The sequence below is a fragment of the Weeksella sp. HMSC059D05 genome, assembly GCF_001809725.1.
In the GTDB taxonomy this organism is placed as follows: Bacteria; Bacteroidota; Bacteroidia; order Flavobacteriales; family Weeksellaceae; genus Weeksella; species Weeksella virosa.
Window position 1 is genome coordinate 65,694 of record NZ_KV798546.1, and the last position, 13,664, is coordinate 79,357.

At 35.6% G+C, this 13,664-nt stretch carries 12 protein-coding genes; 11 read left to right on the forward strand and 1 reads right to left on the reverse strand.

Translation table 11 applies throughout. The annotated features are described in order from the left end of the window. Positions 1 to 180 precede the first annotated feature (180 nt). Positions 181 to 1,155, forward strand: a complete 975-nt coding sequence (locus HMPREF2660_RS07135; RefSeq protein WP_013599084.1) for a ribonucleotide-diphosphate reductase subunit beta — start codon at positions 181 to 183, stop codon at positions 1,153 to 1,155. Between the two features lie 61 nt (positions 1,156 to 1,216). After that, positions 1,217 to 2,905, forward strand: a complete 1,689-nt coding sequence (locus HMPREF2660_RS07140; protein WP_013599085.1) for a ribonucleoside-diphosphate reductase subunit alpha — start codon at positions 1,217 to 1,219, stop codon at positions 2,903 to 2,905. Between the two features lie 140 nt (positions 2,906 to 3,045). Here HMPREF2660_RS07140 and HMPREF2660_RS07145 read toward each other — a convergent pair whose 3' ends face one another. Beyond that, positions 3,046 to 3,627, reverse strand: a complete 582-nt coding sequence (locus HMPREF2660_RS07145) for a MiaE family protein (protein WP_013599086.1) — start codon at positions 3,625 to 3,627, stop codon at positions 3,046 to 3,048. 191 nt (positions 3,628 to 3,818) lie between these two features. Here HMPREF2660_RS07145 and menA point away from each other — a divergent pair, with 191 nt between their 5' ends. From menA to miaA, 9 genes are all read left to right on the forward strand, one after another. Next, a complete protein-coding gene (gene menA, locus HMPREF2660_RS07150; RefSeq protein WP_070486359.1) occupies positions 3,819 to 4,739 on the forward strand; it encodes a 1,4-dihydroxy-2-naphthoate octaprenyltransferase in 921 nt (306 codons plus the stop codon). Between the two features lie 45 nt (positions 4,740 to 4,784). Further along, positions 4,785 to 5,465, forward strand: coding sequence for a metal-dependent hydrolase (locus HMPREF2660_RS07155; protein ID WP_041942370.1), 681 nt, complete (start codon positions 4,785 to 4,787; stop codon positions 5,463 to 5,465). Positions 5,466 to 5,539: 74 nt separating this feature from the next. After that, positions 5,540 to 6,592, forward strand: a complete 1,053-nt coding sequence (locus HMPREF2660_RS07160; protein ID WP_070486361.1) for an o-succinylbenzoate synthase — start codon at positions 5,540 to 5,542, stop codon at positions 6,590 to 6,592. Next, the gene (locus HMPREF2660_RS07165; RefSeq protein WP_070486362.1) at positions 6,579 to 6,941 is read left to right on the forward strand and encodes a DUF1684 domain-containing protein; all 363 of its coding nucleotides are present in this window, start codon (positions 6,579 to 6,581) and stop codon (positions 6,939 to 6,941) included. The genes HMPREF2660_RS07160 and HMPREF2660_RS07165 overlap by 14 nt, the downstream gene beginning before the upstream one ends. Then, entirely contained in the window at positions 6,938 to 7,957 is a 1,020-nt protein-coding gene (locus tag HMPREF2660_RS07170; protein WP_013599091.1) for an AMP-binding protein, read from the forward strand. Before HMPREF2660_RS07165 ends, HMPREF2660_RS07170 begins: the two co-directional genes overlap by 4 nt. Before the next feature lie 13 nt (positions 7,958 to 7,970). Beyond that, positions 7,971 to 8,498, forward strand: a complete 528-nt coding sequence (locus HMPREF2660_RS07175) for a PaaI family thioesterase (RefSeq protein ID WP_013599092.1) — start codon at positions 7,971 to 7,973, stop codon at positions 8,496 to 8,498. 121 nt (positions 8,499 to 8,619) lie between these two features. After that, positions 8,620 to 12,087, forward strand: a complete 3,468-nt coding sequence (locus HMPREF2660_RS07180; RefSeq protein WP_070486364.1) for a methylmalonyl-CoA mutase family protein — start codon at positions 8,620 to 8,622, stop codon at positions 12,085 to 12,087. 177 nt (positions 12,088 to 12,264) lie between these two features. Beyond that, positions 12,265 to 12,618: a YkvA family protein gene (locus tag HMPREF2660_RS07185; protein WP_070486367.1), complete on the forward strand. Its 354-nt coding sequence runs from the start codon at positions 12,265 to 12,267 to the stop codon at positions 12,616 to 12,618. Then, positions 12,599 to 13,525 carry a tRNA (adenosine(37)-N6)-dimethylallyltransferase MiaA gene (gene miaA, locus HMPREF2660_RS07190; RefSeq protein WP_070486369.1) on the forward strand — a complete coding sequence of 309 codons (927 nt, stop codon included), beginning with the start codon at positions 12,599 to 12,601 and terminating at the stop codon, positions 13,523 to 13,525. Before HMPREF2660_RS07185 ends, miaA begins: the two co-directional genes overlap by 20 nt. Positions 13,526 to 13,664: the final 139 nt, after the last annotated feature.

Sequence of the window (13,664 nt, forward strand, 5' to 3'; positions counted from 1 at the left end):
ATGTTCGAAACATTTAATACAAAGCATTCGTCTGAATTAAAATACTTGTCCTAACTTTGGAAAAATAGTAGAAAAAAACAGCGAATAATCTTAAAGATTTTAGTACGAGTAGGTTGTTCTTTTTTTGGACACAATGCACACTCAAATACACATGATTTAAACAACAATAAACAATTAAAAATGTCAATATTTGATAAAAGAATAAATTATAAGCCTTTCGAATATCCAGAGATTTTAACTTTTACTGAAGCTATCAATAAAGCTTTTTGGGTTCATAGCGAAGTAGATTTTACTGCCGACACTCAAGATTTTCATTCTCATCTGAACTTAGCAGAAAGAACTGCGATTAAACATAGTTTATTAGCAATTGCTCAAATAGAAGTTGCTGTAAAAACGTTTTGGGGAGATATATATGATCATTTTCCAAAACCAGAGTTCAATGGTTTAGGAGCTACTTTTGCAGAATGTGAGTTCCGTCATTCAGAAGCATATTCACGTTTGTTAGAAGTCTTGGGGTATAACGACGATTTCCAAACCTTGTTAGATATTCCAGTGATAAAAGGGCGCGTTGACTATTTATCGAATGCACTAAAAGATGCTAAATCATCGGATAGAAAATCATATGTGATTTCGTTAATTTTGTTTAGTATCCTTATCGAAAATGTATCCTTATTCAGCCAATTTGCGATTATTTTATCGTTTACTCGTTTCAAGGGATACATGAAAAATGTGTCGAACATTATTGCCTGGACGTCGGTTGATGAGCAAATTCATGCCAATGCAGGAATTTATATCGTTAATAAGATAAAAGAGGAATTCCCTGATTTCTTTTCAGAAGAAACCATACAAGAAATCAAGAATGTCGTTACCCATTCGATCGAAGTAGAATCACAAATTTTAGATTGGATTTTCGAGCAAGGTGAAATCGAAACGATTAAGAAAAAAGACTTGCTAAATTTCATGAAATATCGTGTAGACGAAAGTATGTTGAAAATAGGTTTTGGTAAAATTTACAATATAACTGCAGAGCAATATCAGCCAATGGTTTGGTTCGAAGAAGAAGTTTTTGCCAATAGTTTAGACGATTTCTTTGCAAAAAGACCAGTAGATTACACAAAACACGATAAGAGTATCACGGGAGACGATTTATTTTAGAACAAGTACATATATATTAACTTAAGAACAAAAGATAACGCATAATAACATCGCAAATACAATGGAGAATATATCACTCACCCCATCAGACCATACCGAAGAAACCCCAAAGCTTTGGTGGAAGAATTCAGAATCAGAACAGATCCTTAATCGAGGGTATCTTCTAAAAGGAGAAACCGTCGAAGGTGCCATTGACCGTATTACCGCAGCAGCAGCAAGAAGATTGTATAAGCCAGAAATGCAAGAATCTTTTAAGGAAATGATCGAGCGTGGATGGATGAGTTTGAGTTCCCCAATTTGGGCCAATATGGGGACCGAACGTGGTTTGCCGATTTCGTGTTTCAATGTACATATCCCCGATAGCATAGAAGGAATTACCCATAAATTAGGCGAAGTAATTATGCAAACCAAAATCGGTGGCGGAACCTCAGGTTACTTTGGTGAGCTACGCGAGCGAGGATCGGCAGTTACCGATAATGGAAAGAGTAGTGGAGCAGTAAGCTTTATGAAGCTTTTCGATACGGCGATGGACACCATTTCTCAAGGGGGAGTTCGCCGTGGAGCTTTTGCGGCTTATTTGGATATTGATCATTCGGATATTGAAGAGTTCTTGAAAATAAAATCTATCGGAAATCCGATTCAGAATTTATTTTATGGAGTTTGTGTACCCGATTATTGGATGCAAGAAATGATCGATGGCGATGTAGAAAAACGCAACATTTGGGCAAAAGTTTTAGAATCGAGACAAGAAAAAGGTTTACCATACATTTTCTTTTCAGACAACGTAAATAAAAATAAACCACAAGTGTACAAAGACCTCAATATGAGAATAAATGCGAGTAATCTTTGTTCAGAAATTATGTTGCCTTCTTCACGCGATGAATCGTTTATTTGTTGTTTATCTTCGATGAATTTGGAATTGTATGATGAATGGAAAGATACTGAGGCGGTTCGGTTGGCAATTTTCTTTTTAGACGCTGTGCTACAAGAATTTATAGAAAAAACAGAAGGAAACTATTACCTAACTGCTGCAAATCGTTTCGCAAAAAGACATCGCGCATTAGGATTAGGTGTTTTAGGGTGGCACTCTTACCTTCAGAAAAACATGATTCCTTTCGAAGGGATGGAAGCAAAGTTAAGAACAACAGAAATCTTTAAACATATCCAATCTAAAGCAGACAAAGCATCGGAAGAATTAGCACGTATCTATGGAGAACCAGAACTATTAAAAGGTTACGGAAGAAGAAATACAACCACCTTGGCAATTGCTCCAACGACTTCATCTTCGGCAATTCTAGGGCAAACCTCTCCAGGGATCGAGCCATTTTCATCCAACTACTACAAAGCTGGTTTATCGAAAGGCAACTTCATGCGAAAAAATAAATACCTGAAAAAATTACTAGAAGAAAAAGGTATGGATAATGAAGATGTTTGGCGTGGAATCATGTTGAATGGAGGTTCTGTGCAACATATTGCCGAATTGACAGAGAATGAGAAAGCTGTTTTCAAAACCTTTAAAGAAATCTCTCAATTAGAAATTGTTCAACAGGCAGCAATTCGTCAGAAGTTTGTGGATCAATCTCAGTCATTGAATCTAAATATCCCTGCAAATTTACCTGTAAAAGAAGTAAACCGCTTAATGATAGAAGCTTGGCAACTAGGCGTGAAAACTTTATACTACCAACGCTCTCAGTCGGTTGCTAAAGAATTAGTGTCGAATTTGGTAAGCTGTGCTTCTTGTGAAGCCTAATAGATAAAATACTCAAAAAAAAAGCTCTATAAAATTTATTATAGAGCTTTTTTTTTGAGAAATTTTCAGACATGAAAATAATCACCTTTCAAAACCAGCATCAAAAGTATTCAGTCGATCCTTCGGTAATTTTGCTAATCTTAACCGTGAATGGCTTCTTTTTTTCCGTACGATTGAATTAACTCTCCCTCAAACTCCAACCATTCTTTCCAACGTTTGTCTACATCAACATCTATCGTGTATTGTTTGGCGAAATTCAAGAAAGTTGTATAATGATTTGCTTCAGAAACCATCAAATCATAATAGAACTTTTTCAGTTCTTCATCTTTTATATTCTGAGAAAGCACTCGGAAACGCTCGCAACTTCTAGCTTCTATCATTGCTGCAAATAGTAAACGATCTATAAACGCCTGATTACGTGAGCCATCTTTTTTCATGAACTTGAATAGCTGATTCACATAATCATCCGCACGCTCTCTACCGAGCGTATAACCCCGTTTTTTGATGATGTCAACCACCATCTTGAAGTGTTCCATTTCTTCAATCGCTATCGCCGCCAGTTCGTGCACCAAATCTTCGTGCTCAGAATTATTGGTTATCAGCGTAATGGCATTAGAGGCAGCTTTTTGCTCGCACCAAGCATGGTCGGTTAATATTTCTTCCAAATTAGATTCAGCGATATTGGCCCATCGCGGATCGGTCAATAATTTTAATCCTAACATTTTATTCTATTTATTCTTACAAAGTTAAGCATAATCTTTTCATTAATCCATTGACATAGCCCAAACAGAAGCTTTATTATTTGGTAGGATGAAATGTATAGCTTGCTTATAGACAATTCTTGTATTGATCAGCTCAAAAACTATCCGACGAAATTATTCTACAACTTAGAATAATCGTTATCTTTGCCGCTATGAAAAAATGGATTCACGCTGCACGTTTACGAACCTTGCCGCTTTCTCTAAGTGGATTAATTTTAGCTGGTTTTATCGCTAAATTCAAAGGTGTTTATCAAACAAATATATTTTTCTTATCTCTTTTCACCGCTTTTTGCTTTCAGGTTTTATCCAATTATGCCAACGATTACGGCGATGCTGCTCGCGGTACCGACACTCATCGGATAGGAGAAAAAAGAGTTGTAGCCTCTGGAGAAGTGACCCCTAAGCAAATGAAATTGGCGATTCTGATCATGTCGATTGTTTCTCTTTTTTCTGTATTGGCCTTGTTGTACATTGCTTTTGTACCACTGCATTGGAATTATTTTATCCTTTTTCTAGGACTAGGAATTGCCAGCATTTTGGCTGCAATGCTATACACTATGGGGAAAAAACCCTACGGTTATATAGGTTTGGGGGATGTTTTTGTTTTTATATTTTTCGGATTAGTCGCAGTGCTTGGTGGAGAATTTTTATATTCGAAAACTTTTCAATGGATCAATATTCTACCTGCTGCAGCAATTGGTTTTTGGAGTGTGGCTGTTCTCAACATGAACAATATGCGCGATGTAGAAAACGATGTGCGCAACAATAAAATTACGATTGCTTCTAAACTCGGCATAAGGAAAGCAAAAATTTACCAAATCATATTAATGAATATTCCATTTTTCTTAGCTTTGGCATATGTACTTCAGGTGAAACCTGGGAAATTGAGTGGAATTGTTTTTATGATTGTTTTCTTTATGGCTACCCAAATCAGAAGAAAAATAATGACTGTAGAAGACCCTAAAGATTTTGATAATTTCCTAAAACCAATCGCTATGATGGCACTAATCTTTTCTTTATTATTAGGCTATAGCCTAATTGGATTCGATTTTATAGATGCTCTAACACGCTAAAATCGTTTGAAAATTGTATATTTGGTAGGAACAAATAACAAAATAATGAAAATTACTTTTTTAGGTCACGCATGTTTATTAATCGAAACTAAAGATCAACGTATAGTAGTCGACCCGTTTATTACACCAAATGAATTGGCTAAAAAAATTGATCTACAAACCTTGAAGCCAAATTTCATTGTACTCACACACGCCCATGGAGATCACGTGTATGATGCCGAACAATTGGCAAAAGAAAACGATTCTACTATTGTATCAAATGCAGAAATTGCAAGTTATTACGGAGCAAAAGGTTTGCGTTCACATGGATTAAATACAGGAGGTTGTTATGAATTTCCATTTGGAAAATTGCACGCAACCATTGCATTCCATTCGAGTTCTTTTGATGATGGATCGAACGGAGGAAATCCTAATGGTTATGTAGTAGAAAGCGAAGGAAAAAGACTTTATATTGCAGGCGACACAGCACTGACCTATGAAATGAAATTGATCCCAGAAACACTAGGTAAAGTAGATTTAGCTATTCTACCAATAGGCGGTAATTTCACAATGGATTATCATCAGGCCACAAAAGCTGCAGAATTTGTACAAGTAGATCGAGTACTTGGGTATCATTACGATACGTTTCCTCCAATCAAAATTAATCATGAAGATGCAAAAAAAGCATTCGTTGACTGTAACAAAGAATTAATTCTTCTAGAAATTGGCGAATCTATCACGATTTGATTTTTATCACATAGAATGAAAATGCTCGGCAATCGAGCATTTTTTCTTTTATAGAACATCCGTATATTTGAGATATGAAAGTATCTTATACACCATATGTCTTACAGTTTAAACGTCCGGGTGGGACTTCTCGAGGCGTTTTAACTGAAAAATTAACCTATATCCTCAAGGCAGAAGAAAACAACCAGGTATTTTTGGGAGAATGCGGACTTTTTAAAGGTTTAAGTGCGGATGATGTTCCAGAGTATGAAACAAAACTACAATGGGCTTGTAATCATTTCGACAAAGGTTTGACTTTTCTTTGGGAAGAATTGCGGGGTTTTCCTTCTATACAATTTGGTTTAGAACAGCTATTTCAATCCATTAGAATGAACCTAGACAACCCTGATTATACCGACCCGTATAACCCAGACTTGTACGAATCGGCTTTTAAAAATGGTGAAAAAGGAATCCCGATCAATGGACTTATTTGGATGGGCGATATCGATTTTATGAAAAAACAAATCGAAGAAAAATTAGCACAAGGTTTTCATTGTTTGAAATTGAAAATTGGCGTAAACTGGAAGGAGGAATATAAAATACTGAAAGAATTACGTGAAAAATATCCTGCCAATAAATTAGAACTTCGGGTAGATGCCAATGGAGGTTTTAGTTTTGAAGAAGCCAAAACAGTTTTGCGTCAACTGAAAGAATTATCCATTCATTCGATAGAACAACCAATCAAAAAAGGGCAAATCCAAGAAATGAAGACCCTTTGTGTTGAATCTCCAACCCCAATAGCCCTGGACGAAGAATTGATTGGCGTTTTTCATCTAGATGATAAATATGCACTTTTACAAGAAATTCGGCCACAATATATTATCCTAAAACCAAGTTTGGTTGGTGGTGTTCGAGGATCGTTAGAGTGGATAGATTGTTGCGATGCTTTGGGCATTGGTTTTTGGATCACTTCTGCACTAGAAAGCAATATTGGCCTCAATGCAATTGCTCAATGGACTGCAATATTGTATCCAGAAATGCCTCAGGGTTTGGGCACAGGAGGCTTATTTAGCAATAATTTCAGTTCTAGATTGCAAGTAGAAAAAGATCAGTTGTATCGAAAAAAAATACAAAATGAAAATAATTAAACCACTGATAATTATTATATTATATTTATTTTCTTGTAGTATAAGTTCAACCCAAAAAGCTTCCTATGAAAAGACAATAACTGATTATCAAGCCGAACTCAATGCATATTATTTCAACTCTATAAAACCACTAAAAAGAAGTGAAAATATAAAATTTTCAGGAATCGATTTTTTTCCTATACAAGAAAAGTATCGGGTAAAGGCTAATTTCATTTATACACCCAATGGAGAAATTGTTAAATTTAACCCACTTTGTGCATACAGCACAAATTTCAGTTGTCCCATACCACCTGCTGATAATTTCTTACCAATTGAGATTAATGCTGGCGCAAATTACTCGATACTATGATGATTTTAGATTTTAGTTTGTCGAATTTTAATTATAAGAAACTCCAGGCTGCTACAGTTTTCGAACAAGAAATTCTTAATTTTTTAGAGAATTGGTACAACGATGATAAAAAAGTAGAAGTACAGACATCTGGCTCAACAGGAATTCCTAAGAAAATGATGTTGACCAAAAGCAACATGAAAAAAAGTGCAGAACTTACAGGTAAATATCTTTCTCTAGAAAAAGGAAATACCGCACTTTTGGCAATGCCAGTAAATTATATTGCAGGTAAAATGATGCTTGTTCGGGCAATTGTTTTAGGTTTGAAATTGATATGCTCCACGCCACGTTCGGTTTTTCTATGGGAGGATTTTCAACAACTGAATCTGCCGAATGATACGATAGATTTTGTAGCATTAACGCCTATGCAAGTAGAAAAATCAATCGATTTTGTATCCCATTGTCGTTGTTTGATAATAGGCGGAGCACCTCTCAATCAACATACTAAGGATAAATTGTACAAATTTCGAAATAGAATTTTCGAGACCTATGCCATGACCGAAACCATTACACATATTGCCTTTAAACAGCTAAGAAATGAACAATATCCTAATCAGAAAAATAGTTTCGAGGTTTTTGATGAAATAGAAATCAGCCAAGATGCCCGTTCTTGTTTACAAATAAAAACACCTTACTATGATGAAATTCTCACTACAAACGACGTAGTAGAAATACTATCTGGAAAAGAATTTATTTGGATAGGGCGCGCCGATAATATTATCAATTCTGGAGGAATAAAGTTGTATCCAGAAAAAATCGAAGAAAAATTAAAACCTTATCTTCAACGTGCATTTTATGTAAGCAGCAAAAGAGATGATCTTTTGGGTGAAAAATTAATCTTGATGATAGAAGGAGACCCATTTGATTTTCAGTTGGATGATATTGATTTCAATCAATTCGAAAAGCCAAAAGAAATAATATTTCAACCTCAATTTGATCGCACTGAATCGGGTAAAATCAAACGAAGAAAACTCTAAAAAGTTAAAAAGCATGTCATTTTATCAAGAACTAGCCAATTTGCTAGAAAAAAGCCCAAACAAGCATAAGTATCTAAAACTTTTCTTCAATATTTCACCAATGTATCGTCGCTCTTGTGGGCGTTTAATCGAAATTTCGAAGGATATGCATTACATAAAAGGAAAAATCATTTTCTCGTATAAGAACATGAATTATATGGGCACTATGTTTGGCGGGAGTATGTTGTCGGCAACCGACCCAATTTATATGGTTCAATTGACACAGATTTTAGGTAAAAAATATGTAGTATGGGACAAATCGGTAAAAGCCAAATTCAAAAGACCAATCAAAAAAACAGTTTGGGTAGAATATATTTTTACAGAAAATGAAATTAAGAACATCAAAAAAATAATTGAAGAAGAAGATGAAATAACAATCACTAAGCAACTGAAAATTAAAGATATAGAAGGTAATGTGTATGCAGAATTAGAAAAAGAACTTTATGTAAGCACTCTAGCTTTTTACAAAGAAAAGCTCCGATTACGTGAATCAAATAAATAACACTCCTAATATTTTTTTATACAATTATCATAAAGATTATATAAAAATTTTATTCGCTTAACCCTTTCATCACGAAATCTATAGGAATTAATGTATATTAGCCATCATCAAAACAAACAAAATGTCTGAGATTACTACAGAAAATAAAGAAAAACAAGTTTCCCTTCAACAACCATCACAAATCCCGTATAAACCAAAAAACAAAGTACGTATTGTTACTGCTGCTGCTTTGTTTGATGGTCACGATGCAGCCATCAATATCATGCGCCGCATCATTCAATCTACAGGATGCGAGGTAATACATTTGGGGCATGATAAATCGGTAGAAGATGTAGTGAACACAGCGATACAAGAAGATGCCAATGCAATTGCAATGACTTCTTATCAGGGTGGTCACAATGAGTATTTTAAATATATGTACGATTTGCTTCAAGAAAAAGGAGCAGGACACATAAAAATAGTTGGTGGTGGAGGCGGAGTAATTCTTCCGACCGAAATAAAAGAGCTAATGGATTACGGCATTACCCGAATTTATTCGCCCGATGATGGTCGTGAACTTGGCTTGCAAGGTATGATCAACGATATGGTTGAAAAATCAGACTTCCCAACAGGAAATTTAGAGTTACCAGAAGGTAAAGATGTTTACCAGTCACTACTAGACAAAGACGTTACAACCATTTCCCGTCTGATTTCATTGGCAGAAAACAGAGAAGAAGACTTTCTAAAAGTTTTTCATTATGATAAAGTAATCGATAAATCGACACCAGTTCTCGGGATTACTGGAACCGGCGGAGCAGGAAAATCGTCGATGGTCGATGAAATAGTTCGTCGCTTTTTGATTGATTTCCCCAAAAAAACCATTGCTTTGGTTTCTGTAGATCCATCTAAAAAGAAAACAGGCGGTGCATTACTGGGCGACCGTATTCGCATGAACTCGATCAATAATCCGCGTGTATATATGCGCTCGTTAGCCACACGCCAATCCAATTTAGCTTTATCTCGCTATGTAGAAGAAGCTTTGCAGGTTTTGAAAGCAGCTAATTTCGATTTGATTATTTTAGAAACTTCAGGAATCGGACAATCTGACACCGAAATTCTAGATCATTCAGACACATCACTCTATATCATGACACCAGAATTTGGTGCAGCTACACAATTAGAAAAAATTGATATGTTGGATTTTGCCGACATTGTGGCCATCAATAAATTCGATAAAAGAGGAGCTTTAGACGCTATTCGCGATGTGAAAAAGCAATACCAACGCAACCACAATCTTTGGGATGTTAATCCTGACGAAATGCCTGTTTTTGGTACAATTGCTTCACAATTCAACGATCCAGGAACCAATCAACTCTACAAAGCAATCATAGAGAAAATTGTAGAAAAAACGGGTGCAGACTTGGTTTCTTCATTTGAAATTACAAAAGAAATGTCGGAGAAAATTTTTGTTATTCCTCCAGCAAGAACACGCTATTTATCAGAGATTGCCGAGAATAATCGTGCCTACGATACCAAAACATCTACACAAAAGGAAGTCGCCCAAAAACTATACGGAATCTTCAAAACAATAGAAACTCTTTCGGGAACAACTCCCAATCTCACACAACACGGAATCGAAATTACCGGAACCGAAAACGAAGAACTATCAAAAGTTCTTTTGGCTGAATTCGATAAATTGAAACGAAATTTAGATCCATTCAATTGGGAGGCAATCATTACTTGGGACGAAAAAGTAAACAAATACAAAAATCCAATTTATAGTTTCAAGGTTCGCGACAAAGAAATCAAAATAAAAACCCACTCAGAGTCTTTATCACACCTACAAATTCCTAAAGTAGCATTACCAAAATACGAAGCTTGGGGCGATTTGTTGCGTTGGGTTTTGCAAGAAAATGTACCGGGTGAATTTCCGTTCACATCAGGTTTATATCCATTCAAACGCGAAGGAGAAGATCCTACCCGAATGTTTGCCGGTGAAGGAGGACCAGAGCGCACAAACCGTCGTTTTCACTATGTCTCAAAGGGGATGCCCGCCAAAAGATTGTCAACCGCTTTTGACTCGGTAACGCTTTACGGTAACGATCCAGGACACCGACCAGATATTTACGGAAAAATTGGGAATGCAGGTGTATCGATTTGTTGTTTGGATGATGCTAAAAAACTGTATTCTGGTTTCGATTTGTCGCATCCGATGACGTCGGTATCAATGACTATCAACGGGCCTGCACCGATGTTGTTAGGCTTTTTTATGAATGCAGCTATCGACCAGAATTGTGAAAAATACATAAAAGAAAATGGATTAGAAGCCGAAGTAGAAGCCAAAATAAAAGCAATATATGAAGACAAAGGCTTTGAAAGACCAAAATACAATGGCGACTTACCAGAAGGGAATGATGGTTTAGGACTCATGCTATTGGGTGTAACTGGCGATCAGGTTTTGCCAAAAGATGTATACGAAGAAATTAAAAAACAAACTTTGGCACAAGTACGCGGAACCGTACAGGCAGACATCCTAAAAGAAGATCAGGCACAAAATACGTGCATATTCTCTACCGAATTTGCTTTGCGCTTGATGGGTGACGTACAAGAATATTTTATCGATCATAATGTTCGAAACTTTTATTCCGTATCTATTTCCGGCTATCACATTGCCGAAGCAGGAGCAAATCCAGTAACGCAATTGGCCTTTACCTTGGCAAATGGCTTTACGTATGTAGAGTATTATTTATCTAGAGGAATGAATATCAATGCATTTGGACCCAACTTGTCATTTTTCTTTTCGAACGGAATCGATCCAGAATATTCGGTAATCGGGCGAGTAGCAAGAAGAATCTGGGCAAAAGCCCTGAAGTATAAATACGGCGCAAACGAAAGAGCACAAATGTTAAAATATCATATCCAAACATCTGGTCGATCGTTGCATGCACAAGAAATTGATTTTAATGACATACGCACCACTTTACAAGCATTATATGCAATTTATGACAACTGTAACTCTCTGCATACCAATGCTTACGATGAGGCTATTACAACACCAACAGAAGAATCGGTGCGTAGAGCCATGGCGATTCAGCTCATTATCAATAAAGAATTAGGTTTAGCGAAAAACGAGAATCCGATACAAGGTTCATTCATTATCGAAGAATTGACCGACTTGGTTGAGGAAGCCGTTTTGGCCGAGTTTGATAGAATTACGGAGCGTGGAGGAGTTTTAGGTGCAATGGAAACCATGTATCAACGTTCGAAAATTCAGGAAGAATCTTTGTATTATGAAACACTAAAACACAACGGAGATTATCCTATCATTGGAGTCAATACATTTTTAAGTTCTACGGGATCAAAAACAGTGATTCCTGCGGAAGTTATTCGTGCGACTGAAGAAGAAAAACAATTCCAAATTCTGACCAAAGAAAAACTACACCAAATAAAAGAGGCTGAAGAAAAAGAACAATTAGAAAAAGTTAAAGAAGTTGCCATCCAGAACGGTAATATTTTTGAGGCACTTATGGAAGCTACAAAAGTTTGTTCACTTGGTCAGATAACAGAATCATTATTTGATGTAGGTGGACAGTATCGCAGAAATATGTAAACAATCTGAAAATTATGCATTAACACTAAAGCCTCGAAATTTCGAGGCTTTTATTTTATTTAGAAAACCTTGAAAGTTTGTAATAACTTATTTGTCTATAAAGTATTGTAAAACTGACAAATAGACTTTGGCACGTGCTTTGAATTTTACATAACACATCAAAAACTATTTAGGGAAATGAACAAAAAAAGATTTTTTAGATTAGCTGGAGCTGCAGCTGCTAAAGCACAGCAAGACAAAACATTCACAACAAAAGTAAAAACCACTTTTCGTATGCTAAATGATATAGTTCGTGGAACTTACAAACCGACTTGGAAAAACATTATACTTCCGTTCTTGGCGTTTATTTATATACTTTCTCCATTAGATTTTATACCTTCTTTTATGTTCGGGCCAATCGGTCTAATAGATGATTTCGGGATTTTAATGTTTGGTCTAAAATTTTTAAATAAAGAAATAGAAAAGTATCTTGCATGGGAAATTTTACAGCCTAAATATTCGTACCTAGAAGATGCAAAAATCATCGATTGATACAAATAAAAAATACTTAATTAGCTTAGTCGGTCCTACTGCAATTGGTAAAACCGACTTAGCAATTTTTTTAGCCAAAAATTTACAAGCCGAAATTCTTTCCAATGATTCTCGACAATTTTTCAAAGAACTTTCTATCGGCACTGCTGTTCCTACAAAAGATGAATTAGCCCATGTTCCGCATCATTTTATACAACACATATCTATTGAAGATGACTATTCGGTAGGAGATTTCGAACGTGAAGCATTGGCTTTTCTAGAAAATTATTTTAACACCAACAATATTGCTCTTTTGGTCGGTGGCTCTGGTTTGTACGAAAAAGCACTTACTCAAGGCTTGGACTATTTTCCAGAAGTTGACCCATTGATTAGAGAAACGCTAAATACAATTTTTGCTACAGATGGGATAGAAGTTTTGCAACAAGAATTAGCAGAGAAAGATCCTGAATATTTTGCAGAGGTAGATCAGCAGAATGGAAAAAGAATTATTCGAGCGTTAGAAATAATTCGTGGAACAGGAAATAAATTTTCATCCTACCGCAGCAATTCTATTGTGCAAAGACCTTTCGAGATTATCAAGATAGGATTGGATTTGCCAAGGGAAGAGTTGTATGATCGAATTAATCGTCGAGTAGATTTTATGATGGAAAATAATCTGCTAGACGAAGTGAAAGAAGTTTATCCTAAAAAAAACCTAAATGCCTTGCAAACTGTTGGGTATAGAGAGCTATTTTGTTATTTAGACCAAGAGTTTACACTAGAACAAGCAGTAGAAGAAATTAAGAAAAATACAAGGAGATTTGCAAAAAGACAACTCACATGGTTCAGAAAAGATAAGAGTGTTTGTTGGTTCTCACCCAAAGAAGGAGATAAAATTTTGGCCTATATTAAAGAAAAAATAAAGTAACTATTTATAAATTATACATTCTTTTTACGCAAAAAACACACATAGCTAAATAGTCTAAATTTCGATGTATAATCAATACATTATTAATTAATCAAAACTTTTCACCTTACTGAATACAGGAACATTTATTGGGTGGAAT